The sequence below is a fragment of the Sulfolobales archaeon genome (genome assembly GCA_038897115.1).
Taxonomy (GTDB): Archaea; Thermoproteota; Thermoprotei_A; order Sulfolobales; family AG1; genus AG1.
Map to the genome: position 1 here is coordinate 1 of JAWAXC010000036.1, position 21,204 is coordinate 21,204.

Consider the following 21,204-nt stretch of genomic DNA (forward strand, 5'->3'; position numbering starts at 1 on the left):
TGGCGGGCCCGCCGGGATTTGAACCCGGGACCTCCGGCTCCGAAGGCCGGTGCTCTATCCTGGCTGAGCTACGGGCCCCGCCATATATCTTTAACTCTTTTATCTGTATTAATATTTCCCTTGCTGTGGAGCTCGATCTATATAGTATATAGGCCTCTGTAGCGTTGATCATATAGATCTATGTGATTTAGATGGGTTTTGGTGTGATCTTGGTGTGTCCGTGGGTGATAATTGCAGTATTAGTAAAAAGTTTATACTTTTAAGAAGTTCAATATTGTGGGTGGAAGCTATTTCTTTCTCCTAGCTAGGGCTATGGAGGTTCCTCCTATTGCTATGCCTATTACTCCTAGTGCTAATGCTATTTGTGTGTAGAGGCTGGTTGTATCTAGGTCTTTTGATAGTGATGTTATTGTATTCTGGATATCTGCTATGGATTGCTGCGTGCTCTGCTGGAATCTTTCTAGGGTGTTTCTTAGCGATGTTATGTTGTTGATTGCTATTGATAGTGTTCCCTCTAGTCCTGAGAATCTCCTCTCTGCTGTGCTTATGAAGTCCTGGAGAGAGCTTCTCACACTTGCTATTGATGCTGTGTTCTCGCTTATCCTCTGGGCTAGATCTGTTATGTTACCCCTTATAACAGCTATCTGCTGGGTGGTGATTCCTAGTGATGTGTTTAGAGCTCCTAGGGCTCCTCTGAGAATGTCTATTGCTGTGTTTATAGATGATATGTTGAGCTCTATGTTTGAGATCCTCTGATAGGTGGAGATATTTATAGATTCTAGATCGCTTCTTAGAAATGCTAGATCTCTCGAGATGTTGGCTATCTGTGAAAGTCCTCTAGAGATTTTCGGAGCATCTATAGAGATCTCAGCTCTTCCGAAGAGGGCGAAATAGCCTGGAACCTCTATGATCAGTATATATTCTCCTCTCTCTGGGAATCTAATTCCGCTAACAGACGCTATGAACTTATTAGAAGGTGTTACCATGTATAGGCTCAGCGGTAGGGGATACTCCGAATAGGATGTTATCATTGCCAGCTCTCCTATTGGTTGGGATATATATAGTCTATATGTAACCCACTCAGGCGGTCCAGCACCTATATAAGTCGAGATCGTTAGCGAGTAGCTTATATCACCCTCAGCAAGGCTCGCTGGGATGACAACCGATATTGGGAGCCTAGCACTATATGAGCCTGCTGATGCAATTATATAGCCTACATAGGTTCCCGGAGGAGTTCTACTCGGTACTGACACGGTTATCGTTACACTTGCACTCCCCCCAGGCCCTATAGAGGTGCTTGGAGGAGATATCGTGATCGAGGCTTTTCTAATGACATTTGTTCCGAGATAGCTGACAAGATCTGTTGAGCTTATATCAACCCCGAGGGTGTAGTTGCCAACATTATATATGGCTAAAGACGCAGATGCGCTACCCCCTGGAGGTACAACAAGGATCTGTGTAAGACCCTCTAGAGCGCCTCCAGTAAAGATCATTCTTAAAGGATTGTTAAGAGCGTCTAGAGCCCTCACCATCCCAGTACCCTGCTCAAGCGGGTTGGGGTTTTCATAGATATCTGATAGGGGTATCGGGGATGCTGACTCAACTATAGCCCTTTTAATATCCGCTGGCGACCACTCAGGATGGGCCTGTTTTAAAAGGGCTGCAACGCCCGAGACATGTGGTGTGGCCATCGAGGTCCCGCTGAAGGCTGCTGTGCTGTTTATAGGGACAGAGGATATGATTCTAACGCCTGGGGCTGAGACATCTGGCAACGGTATGTCAAAGGGTATAGGCCCTCTCGATGAGAATATAGCTACTGAGGAGTTAGATAGGCTCCCCCTCGTGGTGTCGGCAGCACCAACACATATGACGCCCCTTGCTAGGCATAGATAGTTGATTGTATAGCCTCCAGGGCCGTCATTTCCTGCAGCTATCACAACCACCGCACCGGCTTCCACAGCTCTTGATATAGCTGTTATTAGGGGATCGTAGCGGGCAGAGTAGTAAGAGAACCATGGTGGGATCAGTGTTCCCAGGCTCATACTTATAATCTGGGCCTCATCACCAGTTCCAGGCCTTCCATCAGGGCCTAGCAAAGCCCACTGAATACCCCTTATAATCCATGAGGCAGCCGCACCCTCGCACTGGAGTAGCGGGCTGAAGACTATCACATTATATATATCTACACCTGGGGCAACACCTCTATGCACAGGATCTTGGCTAGCTATTATCCCCGCCACATGTGTTCCATGGGATGCTGTCTCATTCCTATAAACACATACATGCACAACACCGGTTCTAGTTGCATCATACTCAGCCACCACCACGCTCGTGCCATTTCTAATAAGCCATGGATGATCCACCTGTATACCAGTATCTAATATAGCGACTCTCACACCCCTCCCAGTGATCCCCATAGCCTCCATTCTATCAGCCTGAACTATAGATCTACTTACATTATCGAGAGGCCTGAAAATCTCGCCTCTGCTAAGGTATATCTCCTCAACAGGCTTTACAAGCCCGATCACACGGTCTGGCACGATCTTTGATATGCTGGGGATACTTATAAGGGTATCCAGAGATCTCGAATCGATCTCAGCGACTATAGCATTTACAAGCCAAAGCCTATCAATAATCTTTATCCCAGAAGATCTCATTATCCCGATCAGAGAATCCTGGGATCTCTCAGCATTGATCATAAGGGTATTTATAAGACTAGCCCCCCTTAACCCGTGTATAGATGGCATGTCATCGTAGAGCGAGTCTTTGAGCAGTATTAAAACCCTCGCAGACCCTGATCGAGATAGCTCCTTAAACACCTCAGGATCTACCTTATCACTGGTTATCACAACACCAGCCTGTGGATAAGAGGATACAACAGAAGCGCTAAACACACCCGCGAGGATGAGGGAGAGCACTACGAGTATATAGATATGCCGCCACATATCCATTCCTAATACCACCTCAGCCTATAATTAACATAGCATAATATTAAATATTTTATTAATACTGATCAGCATTATCTTAATATCTAAAAGCCTCTAGGCACAGCAGATCGGGTATCCAGCTCAAGAAATTAGCATGCCCCTGAAAGGATATAGACATGTATGATGTTTAGTAACTCTATTTTAGGATTCCTCTTAAGCCTGTTTTAAGCTTGATTTTAGAAATCTGAAATATATTGCATAAAGATAGATAAAAATATAATAGATGTAGATGAAACTCAGATACAAAAATTAAAGATATATGCTGGTGCTAGGTAGGCCCTTTAGCCGATCTTATACGCTCTACCTTACAAAAATGCTTACTAGGCTATCTAATGAGAAGACTCCTGGCCCTATTAGTGCCAATGCTATGCACGATGCTAAAAGAACCGTGTCTAGCTCCCACCCAAACATATATCCTTTCGTGGCTTTGAACATGGGCTCTGCATAGCCCCTTGGAATTGGTGCATTATAAAGCCTAGCTATATAGAAGATCGTTGTACCAATCATCTCAAGGGCTAAGAGTGCTGCTGCTATCCTAGTTAGAAAACCTATTATGAGAGCTAGTCCTCCGAGAAACTCAAGCACACCTACAAGATCGAATAGAGGTCCTGGTATGCCTAGCTGTGCCATCCCATCTCTCATAGGTTTTCTCCATGGGCCGGCTAGCTTTGGGAGTCCATGGACTATGAATAGTGCTCCTACAAAGATTCTCAAGAAAAAGACCGCTATGGATATATATGTTATATCCTGTGTAGTGGAGAAGATCGCTGTATATGGGGATGCATCTACCATCTAGACACCGTATTTTACTATGTAAAGTTGGCTTATAAGCCTAAATGTGGCTTAACCATGATTCCTATGGCAAAACTGACTATAAATTTACATTGTAAATTGATGTATAGTTATATTCAATAGTTCTGTAGCATTTAGATCTGGTGGTTTTCACGAGGATATTGATATTTGGTGGTGTTGGTTTTATAGGCGCTAATCTAGTTAAGAGGCTTGCTGGGAAGGGGTACGAGATCTTTGTAGCCCATAGAGGGCTTAGAGATGCCTATAGAGAGAGGCTGGGGAGGATTATCGCTGAAAACGCCTCTCTCATAGAGTATAGAGATCCCAGGGAGGCTTTTGAGGCGTCGAAGCCAGAGGCTATATATAATTTGGTTGGTGAGTTCTTTGGGAGCGATAGAGAGATTATCGAGGCTAATCTCGGCTTTGTCGAGAGGCTCTGTAGCATTTTGAAGAACTATGAAGGTCTTTTCATACATATCTCCGCCGCTACTGTGGTAGGCCCTAGAGGCGATACGATATATGAGGAGGAGAGCCATCTTAAGGGTATAAGCCCTGCTAATATCTTTGATATTTCTAAGGCCGAGGCTGAGAGGGTTATTGCTAGCAATATTAGGAGATGGGTTATAGTGAGACCAACCCTGGTGTATGGAGCCTATAACGCCCATCCCGAGTGGGTTCGGCTAGTCTCGATGATTATGAGAGGTATAGCCCCATTGATAAGGGCGAGGATCTCCGCTATCGAGGTATCTGAGCTCTCAGAGATCCTTTTAAGAGCTATGGAGCTCGAAAAAGAATATTTCTTCGCAACCGAGTGTGAGCCGTATAACTTCAACGACTTTATAGACGCAATGGCTAGAGCCCTTGGGAGAAACCCTCTTAAAATCCCAACCCCCCTCTGGCTTGCAAGGGCCCTCGCGCCGAAGGAGATTAGAAGGCATATGGTGTTTCTAAATAGGGTTTTCTCATGCGATAAGATGGCTAATCTTACCGGCTATAGGCCTAGGAGGAGGCTATACGAGGGGTTTGAGGAGATGGTGAAATGGATCTTAGAGACTAGCAATATTAGAAGGAGGAAGAGTTAAGGACCCTACCAGATAATGGATCTTCTCAAGAGCCATCAGCTAAAAGCCCGCCTACTAAAGATTAGAAGATCAGCGGTATTATTATGGTTGTTGCTATATATATAGTGGGTAGCTATTTGATCAAGATCCTCGGTCTAGGCCCATCAGGCACAGCACTAGCACTATCACTTGGTAGAGAGGTAAGGGCTATCGATATTCATCCTAGATATTACAAGGCATGTGGCGAGGCTGTCCCAGTTGATACCCCTATGGTTAGCAAGAAATATGTGTTGAGCAAGATAAGGAGGTTCTCATTCTATCTAGAGGACAGGGTTATAGGGGAGGTCAGCTATGCGAGTCCAAAGTGGTATATAGTGGATAAGGGCTCCTGGATCTCCTCTATGAGGGAGAGGATCAAGAGCTCTGAAGATATCAATGGCGGGATCTCTGTAGATGCGAGGGGGCCATATTCAAGTAAGGGGGTGAAGGTGAATGTTATAAGGGCATATGTTAGAGGCTATAGAAGGAATATAGATCCTGAGACAGTGTATTTCATATATGAAAAGGGTGTTGCAGGCTTCTACTGGGTATTCCCCCATGGAGAGGATCTAAATGTTGGCGGTGGTTTCATAGGTGTTAGAAACCCCGTGCCCTCTCTCCATAGATTCCTGGATAGATGGCTTGGAGGGGGGTCTATAGTGGATCTCAGGGGAGCGCCTTTAACGATAGAGCCAGAGATAGATCTGGGGTCGCAGAATATATATAGAATCGGCGAGGCAGCGGGCCTCGTATACCCGCTAACTGGAGAGGGTATAAGGCCTGGGATAGAATCGGCTATAGCACTTGCATCAGCCCTCTCGAGTAGGAAGCCCCTTGAAAACTATGCAAGGTCCATATCTAGGATAGTCAAGCAGATAGAAATCCAGAAGAAGATCCTAAGAATAGCTGTTAAGATAATTGAGGGTGGGGGCTCTATATCCCAGTTGATAGATGATAGTATCCTGAGGGACTATATAGAGGAGAATATATCTGGAAGAACACTTCTAACCATGATCTCTAGGAGGCCTGGCAAGGCTATATCTCTGATAGCCAAGATACTTAGGATCTAAAAACTACTGGGCCGAAACTACTAGGGCGCAGCATTCATCACCACAGCTCCTCATAATATCAACAACATCTGGATCAAGTAGTGAGAGTCTATAGAGAGCATCAACGTCTAGGCCGCAGATAACCTCAGCCCTTAGATAGTCTATATTCTTGGCTAGCGCCTCAATCTCCTCCCTCTTACCGATCTCAACAATAGCTGTATAGGTAATCCTTATGCTAGTACCTAGAGGAGATCTCATATGGGCAAACCAGATCATATTATACCCTAATCTTTATAAGCAGACAAGGGGATAAGCCTATATAAACAGGGATCTCTGTGGATATAGAGGTGATAGGGGGTATAGACTATGAGAGCTTCGAGTTTCTAAGGCTGGTTATGGATGTTGCTAGGACTATAAGAAGGGAGTATGGGATCGAGATATATGTATCTCCTTCAACAGAGCTATTTTCTACAGCTTTTAAAAAGGGTATAAGGATAGGGAATGAGGTATTATATATAGAAGGGGAGCTTAATAGAGAGTCGCTTATAGAGATAATCCTCGATATATATAGAGGGAAGAGGCAGCAAAGCCGCGATCCCAGGGATTCCCCGGTAGGCAGTAGAAGAGAGCCTATAGCAGGGTCAGGAGCTTTGTCTACATATGATATAGCATCCCGACAACAGCTTATAAGCTTAGCCGGGGATCAAGTATTGATAACGGGGATCCTATGATCTACTTTTAGCCTGGGAAGCGATTATCAGCTGTAGAGTAAATTTTAATAGTATATATAAGCTGGCACTATTTGTGTAGGGACTATTCCTTATCATCAATATCATCTCGATGTAGCTAGTGCTATGGTATTGAGATACTGTGGAATATGCTTAGCTGGTGATGCTGTATTACATGTGATATCCAGTGATCCTTTTTTCCGGCATCTCTATGTGCTCTCTTATCTTCCTCTCGATCTCCTCGACGGTTTCGGCATGTCTTATCAGATCTTGGATATCGATCTCCATACCAAGGATCTCAGAGATCTTCTTAACAGCTACAGAGGCCGCCCTGGGATCTGGTCTTTCCCTCTCCGCATAGGGTAGGATAACGGTTGCCGGCTGCCCCAGGATCTCTGTGAACATTAGGATTATTGCTAGGGGGCCTACTATTATTAGGCCTTTATCCATTGTAGGCTCTTTAAGCTCCCTTTTACCCCACTTATTGCCCGTCCATCTAAGGAGATCCTCTTGGGATCTTCTAACGCTTGGATCGAGACCTCCGATTAGTAGTATTTCGCTGATCTTATTCTCAACACTCCATCTAACTATGGTTTCCGCAAATTCTATCCTCTCATGTATATTTGGCACAACACTGTTAACTAGAACCACGAGGCCGCTCCCCTCTTTTGAATAGATCTCGTGGGGAAAGCTAAAGCTCCTCTCACCCTCTATAGATACTACATCTGGCATGTACTTAGTTATAACATAGCCTATCCTCTTTAGCTTTAGAGCCTCAACGATATATTTAGTAGCTATATACCCAACAGCACCGAAGCCTGGGAAGCCTGTTACAAGGTATAGCTCTCCATTCCTCCTCATAGCGTCTAAAGGCTCCGAGAGTATAATCCTTACTCTTCTTCCCTTCCTCTCCACCACTCACCCTCCCTAGTGATAGCTGCTACACCCTTGGTAAAATATAGAATCTCTCTGGGGGATAGAAGGAGTCTGCCTACACCGCAGAGCCTATCAGACTCATCTACTATGAGCACCTCGTCCCAGGGTCTGAGATCCTCATCGATATAGAGCACGTGTTTCGCAAATAAGTTACCCCCCTTTCTAATCTCATCAGCAACTTCATCAACAACAACCACTCTCATAGTGGGGAATCTAGATGCTTTATGAAGAGCAGCTCCCCCTATAAATCTTAAGAGAAACCTATAATCAGAGGCTCTTATAGTAGCTATCACACCCTCCTCCCCAAGAACAGCCCTGATCCTCCCAGTATTCTTAGACACGAGAACCCTGGAATTATCTGGTATAAGGGCCTCACCAGCACCTGGGAAGAACTGATAATCAGCTATAGCTCTTAGTCTTCTCAAGAGCCTCTGCGAGGGCTTCTCAACAAGCAGATACTCCATTATAAACCCAAAGATATATAGGGCCAGGGCTCTAATAGCTCTATTGCCCTGGATTTTTATTCCGATAAATCTTAGAGCCACCGATCTCTCAATGCTGTTTCAATTTTAGATGGTTTATAGGAGTTGATAGAGATCCATGAAATGATGTTAGAGGCATGAAGACTTTACATTTGTTTGGAGGAATGACTTATATTAAGGGTAAGCGATGAATCGTTAATAAATTTGAGCCTCTAGCCGATAAGTCAATAACTCTATATATGTTGTGTAAGTGCTGTAGTTTTATGTATCGTGCTGACATCTGACGGGATCTCCCCAGCTATGTTCTCCCTAGCCTTTCTCCCTAGAACCTTTTTCACCGCCTCTACAAGATCATCTTGTGTTATATAGTCCCTCCCAGCTCTTATGGCTATATAGCCTGCTTCTGTGCATATCGCCTTTATATCTGCACCTGAAGCTCCCTCTGTTATTTCAGCGAGTAAGTCTAGATCTAGATTTCCCTTAATATTTAACTTTCTAGTATGTACCCTGAAGATCTCCTTTCTAGCCCTTTTATCTGGTAGGGGTATATATATAATTCTATCGAATCTACCAGGCCTGAGTATCGCTGGATCCAGCACATCTATTCTATTTGTGGTTGCGATCACCTTCACATTATCTAGAGGGTCGAAACCGTCTAGCTCTGCTAATAGCTGTGTTAACGTCCTATGGATCTCCCTCTCCCCACTTGTCCCAACATCTATTCTCTTTGCAGCTATAGCATCTATCTCATCTATAAGAACTATCGAGGGAGCATGTTTCCTCGCCAATGCGAATACCTCCCTCACAATCCTCGCCCCCTCCCCTATGAATTTCTGTGCAAGCTCAGATGCTACTAGCCTTATAAAGGTAGCGTTCGTTTCTCCAGCAACGGCTCTTGCAAGAAGGGTTTTTCCAACACCTGGGGGGCCATAGAGGAGAACACCCTTGGGAGGCTCTATCCCAAGCCTCCTAAATAGATCTGGGTTTTTGAGGGGGAGCTCTACAACCTCCCTTATCTCTCTAATCTGCTCCTCTAACCCCCCTATATCGGAGTATCTCGTATTGGGCTTCTCAACTAGCTTCATAGCTGTTACAAAGGGATCTTCTCTGAAGCCTAGAACCTCAACGATCTCTGATCCCCTGTTATTAAGCGCCACAGAGATCCCTGGCTTAAGACTCTTGGGATCTATCTTAGGGCTTATATTAACAATTAGGTTAGGGCCTGTAGAGCTCTTAACAATAGCTCTCCCATCTGGTAGAAGATCTATGAGAGTCGCCTCTATCAGAGGTGGTTGTAGCATCTTCTCAAGCTCGATTCTACATTGGCTGAGCTCATCTAGCAGGGTTTTCTTCTCGATCTGAAGCTCTCTAACTGACTTCTCCAGATACCTCACATATCTCTCTAGATCTCTCTCAAGATCTATGTCTCCTCCGCTCTCATAGCCTCTTTGCTCCTCATATTCGCTTTCCTCTTCTACCATATAGCCCACACTGATTAATCTATCCCAACTAGGTTATTAAGATGTTACGCTACTTAGTAGCTTCAGAGACGAGGTTGGATATAGTTGGATATATATTCTCTTAAACATAGTATCTATGCTAGGAGGTTGCCTTGAAATACTCTGTAGCCGAGGCTTCCCACGATCCTTTTGAAGCTATCGAGCTATACCTCAAAGAGCTAGGATCGTTAGAGCTTGGCTGCGAAGTAGTCCCTGTAGAAGATGCGTATGGCAGGGTGCTCTGTGAGGATATAAGAGCTCCTATCTCGTTACCCCCCTTCCCACGATCGTTGGTTGACGGCTTCGCTGTGATCTACGATGATATAGCTGGTGCTTCAAAAGATAATCCCTCAAAGCTCAAGCTACTGGGTAGGATATCTGTTGGAGAGGATGCAAGCAATATAGAAGTTCCGAGGGGAGGATGCTATGCTGTTGATACAGGCTCCTATGTACCTCTTAACACCGATCTTATAATCCCATATGAGCGTACATCCATAGCTGGCGATTATGTATTTATATATAACCCTCTCCCAAGGGGGAGCAACATAGCATATCCTGGGAGTGATATCCATAGAGGGTTTATAATAGCTAAGAGGGGGTGGAGGGCTGATGAAAGAATTATATCCGCCATTGCCTCGGCAGGGGTAAAAAGTGTTAAGGTGTATAGAAGGGTTAGGATATGCATCGCTGCTACAGGCAACGAGCTTCAAGAACCTGGAGGCGGGTTAGAACCTGGCAAGATCTATGAGTCTAACTTGGAAGCCCTCTCAGCACTCCTGAGATCTGAAGGCTTTGAAGTACATAGCCTAGGTATTCTAAGGGATAGGGCAGATGAGATAAAGGAGGCTATTACGAAGGGTCTCGAGATCTGCGATCTTCTATTTATAACGGGTGGCACATCAGCTGGTATAGAGGACTATGTATATAGAGCGATTGAGGAAATGGGTAGGGTTATTATAAGGGGGATCAAGTATAAGCCTGGAAAACCCCTCACCCTAGGGGTTATAAGGGGGAAACCAGTGATTGGGCTTCCTGGAAACCCTGTCTCTGTTATCATGCTTATAAAGACAATAATGTCAAAGCTTCTAAGTAGGGTAAGAGGTGAGGAGGATTGGCTCCAAATGCCTTTGAACGGTCGTGGAAAGCTTTTAAGAAGTGTTAGAGGGGCTGAGGGGAGGCTAACACATATTCCGAGCATCCTTATAAGGGGGGAGAAAGGGCTTTTTATATTGCCATGGGTTCTCGAGAGCTATATGATATCTAGGCTAGCACTTGCCGACATATTTATCGAGATACCATATGACACACAGAAAAGGATTTTGAAACCTATGGAGGAGGTGGAGTTTAGAAGCCTCAGCCATAAACCAAGGGCATGGATTATAGAGGCGGGGGAGATACTGTGGGGTACAGGTATAGTTGGTGATAGGCTTAGGCTATATACATCGAGAGAGGAGGCCCTATCATGGCTTGAAGTAGGGGCTGTGGCGAGGGTGTATATATGTGAGCGCATAGATCTCTCGGAGGGAAGGGCTGTGGTTAGAGTTCTACCAGATAATACCTTAGAAAAATACAGGGTTGAGGTGCATAGGCGTAGCAAGCTATATAGGATCCCAGGGTTCCCCCACGGCACATGCTATTCAGAGGCTGTGAAGAGCCTTATATCGAGAGAGGGGGTTGAGAGATATCTAGAGATCCCGGTAGAGTTTCCTGAGCAGGCCTTTGAAATGTTTATAGACGGGTATCTCGATCTCGCGTTTAGTGCGGAGCGGATAAGCTGATACGCATTACTTAGAAAGGGTTTTGTGGAGGAACATTATGCCGGGTAATAGGATCTCCATAGCGCTTCTAACATCCGCAATATAGTGCCCCATATCAGGGATTACATGTAGCTCGAACCTCTTTCCAAGCTCTAGAAGCCTTTGAGCATATCTTAGCACAGGTCTAAGAGGGGTTCTTGTATCGTTTTGAGGCTGTATAAGGCATATAGGTGCTTTAAGCCTCTCAGCATAATTTATCGCAGACCTCTCCTTCCAGAGCTCCCTCTTACCATCGAATAGAAGTAATGCGAACTGCTTGAACAATGCGTCTCCCAGCTCATACATCTCCTCCCAATCGGGTACAGATGCTCCAGCCACAGCTGCGTCCCATATATCTGGCTCCCTCACAGTTGCCCAGACACTCATGAAGCCTCCATAGCTATATCCAAAGATCGCTATCTTGCTTGCGAGCCCCACCTCTCTCGCCCATTTAGCCGCGTACACAACATCCTGTAGATCTCCTCCCCCAGGGTCTCCTATATCTAGCCTCCTAAACTCCTCACCATATCCTGTGGAGCCTCTAAAGTTTGGCGCAACAACATGGTATCCGCTAGCTACGAGAGATGATATGATGATATCCCATCTATCAGCAACCTCCCACCAAGGCCCTCCATGAACATAGATCACAGTGGGCCCTGGCCTAGGCGCTGCATTACTCTCCACAACAAAGGTAGGTATCTCGAGACCATCGAAGCTCCTGATTCTAACGAAATACGATCTCCCAATCCTCCTCGCAATCCTCGGAGAGACCCTAGTTGATGCAAGAACCCTTGTTGAGCCTCCTGGCTCAACACCTATAAGCGATGGCGGGGATCTCAGCGATGATCTGCCTAGTATAAATATGTTTTTAGCTTTATAATATGCTGCAGATCCGCTATAGCCTGGGGGCAATGGGATCTCTCTACCATCCGCAAATAGATATACCCTACCATCCCTCTTACCTAGGAACCACGCTTTATCCCCATCCATCCAGTCGTAGTATACATGCTCAACTACTCTACGTCTAACATGATCTCTATAGGATGTTCTGAGAGGCTCTAGCCTCATAGAACCTGGATCAAGTACATAGAGTCTTTGGGGGCCAGCATAGTTTGATTCGAATAAAACCCCCTTCTCACCTATCCTCGGCGCGCTATTTGTCGAGCCCTTCCTAGGTGTATAGATCTCGAATCTCCTGCTAGATATATTTAGAAGAAATAGCTCCGAAGATCTTGCATCACCTGCTAACCACCCAGCACCAGCAATCATATCTCTCCTAACACTCGAGACATATATAAAGCTAGTAACTCTGTGGATAAGCTCAGCAGTGCCTCCAGGCCTTGCGATCCAGATGCCGCTCCCACCCTCTATCACAGATGAGAAGGCAGCCTTCTCCCCATCAAAGGCTAGCCCGGTTATTCTAGATGGCTTAAAACCCTCCACAGGAATCTTCTTACCTGTATAGGAGTCTGCGAAGACAATTGTAGATAGCTCCTTCCCAGGTGTTGTATCAACTATATATGGGAATACACTAGAGTCGGGGTGCGCTGCAGCCCCTAAAATCCTATCACCGCTGGTTATCTTGATCCTCTCGCCCGTCTCTAGATCTAGCGAATATAGATCCGAAGACCCCTCTTGTGTAGATAAATAGATCAGCCTCCGCCCACCTGCAATTCCTATAACAGCATATGTAGGTAGCCTAACAATCTCCTCTATTATCGAGACAACCTCGCTGTATGACAATATCCCAAACCTCACATTCTAAGGTTGGACTCTAGGGATATTAAGGCTAACCATCTTCTCAGCAATCATTGAGAAAGCTAAGAATAATAGATCTTAATCCTAATAAGTTTAGTCCAAATATTTAATTTATTTCAATTGAGATCTATTTATTAGGGAACCTTTGAAATACTCGATAATAGGTTTTGGATCTATAGGGACGTTAGTAGCTTATGCTCTTAATATATCAGGCCATATACCCTATATAGTCACAAGGTCTAGATCAAATTTGAAGAGGGTCTTAGTGGATCCTTTAGGGAATATCCACGAGGTTTACGGAGAAATTGTTGAACTGGGTTCGGATATGTGGATCGATAGCGATGTAATAGTTATATGTGTAAAGGCATATGATATACCTCATCTAATCCCTATACTCAATAGGGTTTCAGAAAGAGCTGTTGTAGTTACCCTCCAAAACGGTATTGGCTCCTACGAAGCCGTTATGGGTATTGTTGGAAGGGCTAGAGCTGCACATCTAGTTCTCAATCACGGTGCGTATAGGAAGGATCAAAATGTGGTTGTATGGGTTGGAGGTTCAACTAGCTATATAGGATCCCATGGTGTTCCCCGCAGCGTTTTAGAAGAGATAGCATTAGATCTAAGGATTCTCAAGGTAGAGGTGGTGGATGATATAAATAGCTATAGATGGCTCAAGCTTGCTGTTAACGCCTCTATAAATCCCATAACAGCTATTCTGAGAAGCAGAAACTCTGTTATCGTTGATAACCAGTGGGCAAGATATCTAGCGGAAGCTGTGGTTAGAGAGATCCAGGAGCTATGTAGAGTACTTATGATTAAGCTGCCAAGAGATCCCTTGGAAGAGGTTTTAGAGGTTGCAAGGGCAACGGGTAATAACTACTCATCCATGCTAATGGATCTCTGTGAGCGCGGCCGTACCGAGATAGACTATATAAATGGCTATATAGTTCGAGAGGGTGTTAAGCATGGCATGAGGTTAATAGCTAATGAGGTTCTCTATTATCTAGTTAAGGCAATTGAGATTCAGGGGGTCAAGTGTGACAAGGGATGAGAGGAAGAAGATAACCCCGGTGGACTTTGTCAAGGCTAAGAGGAGGGGGCATAGATTGGTTATGGTGACCGCATATGATTATTACCAGGCTAGAATAGCAGATGAAGCGGGGGTTGATGGCATCCTTGTGGGGGATTCCCTTGGAATGGTTGTTATGGGCTTCAGCTCAACAATACCAGTCACAATGGGTATGATAGCACACCACCTCAGAGCAGTCCTCAACGCAAGGCCTAGATGCCTTGTAGTAGCTGATATGCCATTCATGAGCTACGAGATAAGCAGGGAAGAGGCTGTGAGAAACGCTGGTAAGCTAATAAAGCGAGGGGCTGATGCTGTTAAGGTAGAGGGGCTGGAAGAGGTTGTTGATAAGGTTGAGGCGATGGTGAGATCTGGGATCCCGGTGATGGGGCATGTCGGTCTAAACCCCCAGAGATCCCTTGTTACTGGCCTCAGAATAAGGGGTAAAAAGGCTGAGGAGGCTGTGGAGATTATAGAGGCGTCAAAGGCTCTTGAGGAGGCAGGGGCCTTCTCAATAGTGATCGAATATACTGCATCAGAGATCGCTGAGGAGATCACCAAGAGGCTTAGCATACCAACTATATGCATAGGCTCGGGCCCCCACTGCGATGGGCAGATCCTTGTATTCCACGATCTGGTGGGGTTAAATCCCTCACCACCACCATTTGCCAAGCAATATCTAAGAGCATATCAGCTAATGCTAGACGCCCTAGCGCTATATGTTAAAGAGGTTAGAGAAGGGCTCTTCCCAGGCAGAGAGATGTACTGGTCAATGGATCCTGAAGAGCTGGAGAAGCTAAAGAAAGCGTTAAAGGAGAGAAGAAGCGGGGATAACACATCATTATCCTCCCCACCATAGAAGCTAAACCTTACCGTTCACCCGAGAGCGGTTTTAGCCACCCTCGGGCTCCTCACGGTCTCCCCAGGCCCCCTCACCGCGGTTCATCCACGGGTCTCGGAAACCCGGGGTCACAGATATTTATAATCTTCGGAGCTTATATATGCCTCGGCATAGCTAATAGCCCTGAAGAGTATTAACCGTGAACCCACATGAAAGCTTCTAAAGACAATCAAAAATGTTTCAGCCCCTAAAGAGTGGTGTTTCCACCTAGGTGGCGAGGTCTAAAACTGCATCCTAGACCTCTGCGGTAGGAGGCTCTATGCGAGAGTGGTGAATATTTATTGCAACAAATGTTACTGCTTCGAGAAATATCTGCCCCAAGGCCTTATAGATAGTATAGTAGGATTTTGTCCTCTAGGGCTGGAGGAGGTTAGATCCTAACCTAAAGGGCAAGATGTTAATTATAAGCAGAGATCTATTGTTTGCAGTTACTATATTCTCTTACAATGCTAAGTCCGCTGCCAAGGATTAGCACGCCTATTGCTAGCGATAATAGGGATGCTAGAACCCTGTTATCCATGATAAGATATATTGATAATGCCATGAATACCAGGGATGTTGATATAAGAGATAGAGCCAAGATCCAGAGGCTCTTCATGCCACGCCCAGGATAATAAGCTATGAGCATTATAAAGCCCACCGCTATCACTTAAGATCTGCTGGTTAACCAATATTTCTAAAGACCTAGGTAGACTATATATAGAAGCATTGATGCCGGGGTTATACAGTGGCTTAGATATCTATAGCAAGTACTCCCAGCGATCTTATCTATACGAAGAATCAGCTTCTCAGCAGCTATCCCTATTATAAGTATTAGGAGCAGGGTTGGCTCTCTATATATGGCTGCCCCTATGATGGATATGAAGATAGATATAATCCTCGTTATTTGAGGGGCTATGGATATGATTTCATGATATAAATTCATTATAGTTCTAGTTATATTCGTTAGATCGCCCCCTTCTAATATTATATATACGAAGAGCACCTGTAGGAGTGATACTAGAGCGCCTAGGAGGAATGGGTCATAGCCTGGTGCATTGTTTGAGAAGATCTTTGAATACATAGATATAGGGTAGAATGCGAAGATAATAGCAGCTGTTCTTAGTATATTAATAGCTTTATATCTCTGCATCTCAGGAGATGTCTTTATATATGCATATTTTAGTAATAGGTGGAAAAGATATCCAAGGATATATATCAGTATAATAGATCCTGTGTCTAGGAGTGCTGAAGAAATGATCGATGATAGGTAAGCAATTGGAGATAGATCCAGCTTCGATATATATTTGGATAGGATGAATGTTATAAGCAATATATTGGGTATGATAGATGCTGTACTACTTATAGAGGTTAGTATGATGATAGAGGCTAGAATAACAACTTCCATAAGATCCCAGCTGCTAAGTATTCTATGAAGTGATCTCCTGGATAGCAATTACTCTCCACCCTATCGATGTGAGAATCGATATCGCTTCTTTGAGAAGATCTCTAGAATATATAGAATCGATCGGCTGGGGGTTATAGAGTATAACATATATGTTCTTACTCATAATACCCATGGTTTCTACAAGCTCCTCAGGATCCGAATATGCTAATCCTAGGGGAGAGGTTATCAGGATAGCCATGTGGGCTGGGCCTATATCCATGTATTTGAGGGAGTTGTAGAGGATATAGCTGCTCTCACACCCACTATAGTGTTTTAGGTTAGAATAGATAGTATATATCGCCTCTCTATTACCGCTCCATATACTCCTTATAATCCTCGCCGCGTACTCCTCACATATGATGGCATCTACAACATTGTAGCTTCTAACCATTGCTTCCACCACACCTCTAGAGATTCTCGCGAGATCCTCTGCAACGCTTCTAGGAGGAGCACCAAGCTCCCAGGATACTGCTGGTATATCTATCACAACTACAACCCTTCCCCTGGACTCCGAGAGATCCTCTCTAACCAGGAGCTTCCCTGTTCTTGCATAGGCGCTCCACATAATCTTCCTAGCATCATCGCCGTGCTGGTAATCTCGCACTCCATAGAAGTCATAGAGTCCTCCAAGGCTATAGCCCCTCATCCAGGTGCCAGGGCTTCTAGAAGCTATCCCCAGGATCTCTCTGAATGTAGCCGGCCTTGGAATCGCTATTACGGAGCCCGGTATATCTGTTGCTATCTCTTCAACGAAGATCCCTAGGGGGTCTTCGAGTCTTATGAAGAGTGTGGAGAAATCATATCTCCCAGGTGATGTGAGCTCAAGCGTATAGGACAGATCTGCTATGTGTTTAGGTGGAAGAGAAGCCCCGACTACTGGGCTTTCAATAGGTTTTGCTAGCATTGGGATTACATCCTCTATCTCTATCCTCTGGATATATCTATCAGAGTTATTCCCAACCTCTATGGAGATCTCTATGCGATCTCCCTCTTCAACATATGCTCTAGATATTCTCCTCGACACCTCTATATGTTTAGAAGCATCTACATAGCCCCTTACCTCTCTATAGCTTCTCCATACTATGAGGAGCATTATAGCTGATATAGATAGGAGCTCTAGAGATGATATTCTGAGGGAATAGAGGAGCGAGATGACCGCTGCTGTTATCAAGCATACACCTTCAAGGGTTATCCTCACGGTATATCCACCTTTGAGAGCGCCTCCTCAACAATAGATCTTATGCTAACCCTGCTTAACCTCGCCTCATCCCTAAGCACGACTCTATGGGCAATAGCTGGGTATACAGATGCCTTTACATCATCGGGCGTTACATATGTTCTACCCCTTATAAGGGCTAGGGCCCTTGAAAGGAGATATATAGCTATTGCACCCCTTGGAGAGGGACCCAGCCTAACATATCTATTATTCCTTATAGTCTGGACTATTAGTGAGATATATTTCAATATATTCTCATCGACTCTAACATCTCTAACATTCTTCATAGCCTCTAGAATAGATTCCCTTGTTGCTACGGGTTTTACAGAATATATCTGGATCGAATCGTATCTCCTGAGAATCTCTACAGTCTCGTTTACATCAGGATACCCTATCTCCACCTTAGAGAGGAATCTATCTATCTGAGCCTCTGAAAGGGGGAATGTGCCCTCAACCTCTATAGGATTCATAGTTGCTATCACCATGAATGGCTCTGGAAGCCTGTATGAGACGCCTTCAACAGTTACCTGGAGCTCCTGCATAGCCTCTAGAAGAGCGCTCTGTGTTTTTGGAGGGATCCTGTTTATCTCGTCAACGAATAATATGTTTGTGAATATAGGGCCCCTTCTAAATATGAAGGAGCCGCTCTTCTGATCATATATGTTGAAGCCTATTATATCTCCTGGAAGCATGTCAGGGGTTCCCTGGATCCTTTTAAACTCTAGCCCTAGAGATAGGGCTAGGGTTCTCGCTATAAGGGTTTTAGCAACACCTGGAACACCTTCTATGAGAACATGCCCTCCCGAGAGTAGTGTGGCCAGTATTAGCTCGATCTCCCGTCTCTTCCCAACAACTATGTTGGATACATTCTCTATAACTCTGCTAAATAGTTCTCTAAAAGCTATCTTCTCACCAGTCTTCTCCATCTCTCAACACCCCTCATCATAATGCTATCTATATCTATGTGTCTTTTCCCCCTAGGGGCTCTAGGCCTTGCCACGGATCTGTAAATGCCGAGGGATGATATAAGCCATAGGGATGCCATCATAAAGGATCCTATCATAAGCATTGAAACAGCTATTGGCCCTGCGGAATATGCCGCGTTAATGGAATAGATGATCAGAGCTGGAACTACTAAGAAGGCTTTAAGTATATATGAAGTCTTCAGCAGTATGATCTCTCTATTTCCCTCATAGAAGAGAACATTTCTTCTCCCTAGAAGGACTATAAAGAACCCTACATTAGATTCTCTATATCTGGATGCAAGCACCTCGTTGATCACTATACTGGAATCCGCTATAAATATGAGCTCACCACCTCCAATGCTAATTCCAACAGCTGTGGGTATGCCATGCACCACACATATTATAGTAGCATTGGGGCTACCGCTAATATCTATCACCCTATATACATTAAACACCACTCCGTAGACCCTATCCCCAAGCCTGCAAGACGCTAGATCAATATTGCTGCTATATCCTGATATATTAAGCCCCACCATATATAGGATCTCATTTACAGTACCTAGCTCATCAAGTATCACGGCCTTGCCTCCGGCCGATATCCATTTCAAGATCAGATCGGCATCGCGTTTCCCAAGATCCCTGTCAGGGCTTGCCATCACAAGAATCCATGACTTAGGATCGAAACCCTGGATCTGGGATGTGCTATCTATAGCATCTACGGAGAAGCCTATTCTCCTCAGGAGAACATATAGATCGCTATAGCCCCCTCTACCGGTATTATATATAGATGGGGGATCATATGCCTGTATAGTCGGTATAGCGATATCTTGGAGACCTAATATTATAACTATCATTATTAGTAAAGATATAGCTATGACCCTAGCCGCCATCACCCTCACGCCTCTCTCTAACTGTAAAGCCCATCTCAGCTAGCCTCTCTAAAACCCCCTCCTCATATATATCTCCATATACAACCCTTTCATATAGATCTGCAAACTGGTTTGGTATAGCACGTCTATAGGCTAGCTCTCTCGGTGTGCAATCTTTGCAAAACCTCTCTCTAATTGAAACATATATCTCTCTAAGGATCTTCTTAATACCGGGATACACATAGCTTGGCAGATCTTCGACACCTATCTTATCAACCCTAATCTTTGGGATCGCCTCTCTGGCAATTCTGGGGGGCGTAGTTATAGAGATCAGATATAGTACGAGAAGCACTAAGATCCCGATAAAGATAGCTATAGCTACAACTGAGGCAGCGTTAATAGCTATAGATCCTGGAAAACCCCTTAAAGTTTGAGAGGCATTTGTTATATACATCTGATGCGTTAGATTATAGCTATATTCATCCCTAACAGGTGTTAAATATTCAATAGGTATATATCTATATGTGATTGTGTTTAAAAGAACCGCTACACCCCCCTAACACGATAGTCCATAGGAAATAAATATAGTTATTCCTAGACTGTTGGCTTGGTGATTGCTTTAGGTTTCCTTGGTTATTATGGCTGTTTGGTATATAAGGATCAGAGACTTATATATCTGTTGATGCCAATGAGCTGATGAGCCTTAGGCGAGGGACGAGGCTATGAACCTATGCACTCAGGTTCGCCGACGGCTCTGGAGACATAGAGAACCTCTAGAGCAGTAGGCGGGCCGAGGGGGAGAAACAGGTGGTGTGAACCCATGCCCACAGAAAAAACTGTGGGCACGGGCAACCACTACTATCCTAGGATTGAGATAGCTCTACAATATAGCAGTTGCAAGCAGCGAAATAATTAAAAACTCTATAGAGGATCTAGAGAGGGTTTAGCTAGATGGTTATATATAGAGAAGCAGTTATAAATACTTCGAAGAGAAGGGAGATAATAGATATAACTAGGTATCTCGAGGAAATTGTGAAAGAATCAGGCGTTTTTGAGGGGGCTGAAACTTTTTTGATGCTTGGAGGAGAAGTTTATATATGTTGCTAGTTAATAATGTTTATTGGGAGCATGAGTGAGCGTTTGCTAAGACCTAAGGAGGCTTGTAGGCTTCTCGGTGTTAGCTACACTACTCTTCGTAGATGGATTAAGGAGGGGAGAGTGAGAGCTGTACGAACAGTTGGCGGTAAATATCGTATCCCAGAGAGTGAAATTAGGAGATTATTGAGCGGAGTAGAGACTAAGGAGATCAGAGCAGTCATCTATGCTCGTGTGAGCTCCTCAGACCAGAAAGGCGATTTGGAGAGGCAGATAGAGTATTTAACTCAGTACTGCTCAGCTAAGGGTTATAGAGTTGTGGATGTTCTAAGCGATGTAGCCAGCGGGTTGAAGACTAACCGAAGAGGGCTGCTGAAGCTCCTCGACTACATCGTTAATAGACATGTAGATGTCGTAGTTGTAGCCTATAAGGATAGGCTCACGCGATTAGGATTTGAGTATCTTGAATACTTCTTCAAGCAGTATAATGTGAGAATAGAGGTTGTCTATGGCGAAGAACCAAAAGATGCTTATCA

General features: G+C 44.6%; 21 protein-coding genes and 1 tRNA gene. 8 read left to right on the forward strand and 14 right to left on the reverse strand.

Annotated features, from left to right (window positions below):
• The 3 genes from QXE01_06075 to QXE01_06085 all read right to left on the reverse strand — a co-directional run bounded on the left by QXE01_06075 (position 1) and on the right by QXE01_06085 (position 3,779).
• Positions 1–78: transfer RNA gene (locus tag QXE01_06075), tRNA-Arg, on the reverse strand.
• A 209-nt stretch (positions 79–287) separates the two neighbouring features.
• Positions 288–2,945, reverse strand: a complete 2,658-nt coding sequence (locus QXE01_06080) for a S8 family serine peptidase (GenBank protein ID MEM4970802.1) — start codon at positions 2,943–2,945, stop codon at positions 288–290.
• Between the two features lie 342 nt (positions 2,946–3,287).
• Positions 3,288–3,779, reverse strand: a complete 492-nt coding sequence (locus QXE01_06085; GenBank protein ID MEM4970803.1) for a DoxX family protein — start codon at positions 3,777–3,779, stop codon at positions 3,288–3,290.
• Between the two features lie 143 nt (positions 3,780–3,922).
• On the opposite strand from QXE01_06085, the gene QXE01_06090 reads away from it, so the two are divergent.
• Both QXE01_06090 and QXE01_06095 read left to right on the forward strand, forming a co-directional pair.
• Positions 3,923–4,861, forward strand: coding sequence for an NAD(P)-dependent oxidoreductase (locus tag QXE01_06090; GenBank protein MEM4970804.1), 939 nt, complete (start codon positions 3,923–3,925; stop codon positions 4,859–4,861).
• Positions 4,862–4,944: 83 nt separating this feature from the next.
• Complete coding sequence (locus QXE01_06095; protein ID MEM4970805.1) at positions 4,945–5,949, forward strand: NAD(P)/FAD-dependent oxidoreductase; 1,005 nt, start codon at positions 4,945–4,947, stop codon at positions 5,947–5,949.
• Positions 5,950–5,952: 3 nt separating this feature from the next.
• On the opposite strand, the gene QXE01_06100 is transcribed toward QXE01_06095, so the two are convergent.
• Entirely contained in the window at positions 5,953–6,204 is a 252-nt protein-coding gene (locus tag QXE01_06100) for a hypothetical protein (protein ID MEM4970806.1), read from the reverse strand.
• A gap of 59 nt (positions 6,205–6,263) precedes the next feature.
• On the opposite strand from QXE01_06100, the gene QXE01_06105 reads away from it, so the two are divergent.
• Complete coding sequence (locus QXE01_06105; protein ID MEM4970807.1) at positions 6,264–6,659, forward strand: hypothetical protein; 396 nt, start codon at positions 6,264–6,266, stop codon at positions 6,657–6,659.
• Between the two features lie 168 nt (positions 6,660–6,827).
• Here QXE01_06105 and QXE01_06110 read toward each other — a convergent pair whose 3' ends face one another.
• The 3 genes from QXE01_06110 to QXE01_06120 form a co-directional block, all read right to left on the reverse strand.
• Positions 6,828–7,571: a PAC2 family protein gene (locus tag QXE01_06110; protein MEM4970808.1), complete on the reverse strand. Its 744-nt coding sequence runs from the start codon at positions 7,569–7,571 to the stop codon at positions 6,828–6,830.
• Positions 7,547–8,137 carry a PUA domain-containing protein gene (locus QXE01_06115; GenBank protein ID MEM4970809.1) on the reverse strand — a complete coding sequence of 197 codons (591 nt, stop codon included), beginning with the start codon at positions 8,135–8,137 and terminating at the stop codon, positions 7,547–7,549. The genes QXE01_06110 and QXE01_06115 overlap by 25 nt, the downstream gene beginning before the upstream one ends.
• A gap of 170 nt (positions 8,138–8,307) precedes the next feature.
• Positions 8,308–9,555, reverse strand: a complete 1,248-nt coding sequence (locus tag QXE01_06120; protein MEM4970810.1) for a proteasome-activating nucleotidase — start codon at positions 9,553–9,555, stop codon at positions 8,308–8,310.
• Positions 9,556–9,686: 131 nt separating this feature from the next.
• Between QXE01_06120 and QXE01_06125 the strand changes: the two genes are divergently transcribed.
• Positions 9,687–11,351 carry a molybdopterin molybdotransferase MoeA gene (locus tag QXE01_06125; GenBank protein ID MEM4970811.1) on the forward strand — a complete coding sequence of 555 codons (1,665 nt, stop codon included), beginning with the start codon at positions 9,687–9,689 and terminating at the stop codon, positions 11,349–11,351.
• Between the two features lie 6 nt (positions 11,352–11,357).
• On the opposite strand, the gene QXE01_06130 is transcribed toward QXE01_06125, so the two are convergent.
• Positions 11,358–13,112: an alpha/beta fold hydrolase gene (locus tag QXE01_06130; protein ID MEM4970812.1), complete on the reverse strand. Its 1,755-nt coding sequence runs from the start codon at positions 13,110–13,112 to the stop codon at positions 11,358–11,360.
• Positions 13,113–13,272: 160 nt separating this feature from the next.
• Here QXE01_06130 and QXE01_06135 point away from each other — a divergent pair, with 160 nt between their 5' ends.
• Positions 13,273–14,178, forward strand: a complete 906-nt coding sequence (locus QXE01_06135) for a ketopantoate reductase family protein (protein ID MEM4970813.1) — start codon at positions 13,273–13,275, stop codon at positions 14,176–14,178.
• Positions 14,165–15,055 carry a 3-methyl-2-oxobutanoate hydroxymethyltransferase gene (gene panB, locus QXE01_06140; GenBank protein ID MEM4970814.1) on the forward strand — a complete coding sequence of 297 codons (891 nt, stop codon included), beginning with the start codon at positions 14,165–14,167 and terminating at the stop codon, positions 15,053–15,055. Before QXE01_06135 ends, panB begins: the two co-directional genes overlap by 14 nt.
• Positions 15,056–15,512: 457 nt before the next feature.
• On the opposite strand, the gene QXE01_06145 is transcribed toward panB, so the two are convergent.
• From QXE01_06145 to QXE01_06170, 6 genes are read right to left on the reverse strand one after another with little or no spacing between them, the layout of a single operon-like run.
• Positions 15,513–15,737 carry a hypothetical protein gene (locus QXE01_06145; protein MEM4970815.1) on the reverse strand — a complete coding sequence of 75 codons (225 nt, stop codon included), beginning with the start codon at positions 15,735–15,737 and terminating at the stop codon, positions 15,513–15,515.
• Between the two features lie 36 nt (positions 15,738–15,773).
• A complete protein-coding gene (locus QXE01_06150) occupies positions 15,774–16,532 on the reverse strand; it encodes a hypothetical protein (protein ID MEM4970816.1) in 759 nt (252 codons plus the stop codon).
• Positions 16,507–17,721, reverse strand: a complete 1,215-nt coding sequence (locus tag QXE01_06155; GenBank protein MEM4970817.1) for a DUF58 domain-containing protein — start codon at positions 17,719–17,721, stop codon at positions 16,507–16,509. Before QXE01_06155 ends, QXE01_06150 begins: the two co-directional genes overlap by 26 nt.
• Entirely contained in the window at positions 17,718–18,665 is a 948-nt protein-coding gene (locus tag QXE01_06160; GenBank protein ID MEM4970818.1) for a MoxR family ATPase, read from the reverse strand. The genes QXE01_06155 and QXE01_06160 overlap by 4 nt, the downstream gene beginning before the upstream one ends.
• The gene (locus QXE01_06165; protein ID MEM4970819.1) at positions 18,641–19,594 is read right to left on the reverse strand and encodes a DUF4350 domain-containing protein; all 954 of its coding nucleotides are present in this window, start codon (positions 19,592–19,594) and stop codon (positions 18,641–18,643) included. Before QXE01_06165 ends, QXE01_06160 begins: the two co-directional genes overlap by 25 nt.
• Entirely contained in the window at positions 19,584–20,027 is a 444-nt protein-coding gene (locus tag QXE01_06170) for a hypothetical protein (protein MEM4970820.1), read from the reverse strand. Before QXE01_06170 ends, QXE01_06165 begins: the two co-directional genes overlap by 11 nt.
• A 497-nt stretch (positions 20,028–20,524) precedes the next feature.
• Here QXE01_06170 and QXE01_06175 point away from each other — a divergent pair, with 497 nt between their 5' ends.
• Together QXE01_06175 and QXE01_06180 are read left to right on the forward strand one after the other, a co-directional pair.
• Entirely contained in the window at positions 20,525–20,680 is a 156-nt protein-coding gene (locus QXE01_06175) for a hypothetical protein (GenBank protein ID MEM4970821.1), read from the forward strand.
• A 21-nt stretch (positions 20,681–20,701) separates the two neighbouring features.
• Positions 20,702–21,204: IS607 family transposase (locus QXE01_06180; GenBank protein MEM4970822.1), on the forward strand; the 503-nt coding region annotated here is incomplete at its 3' end.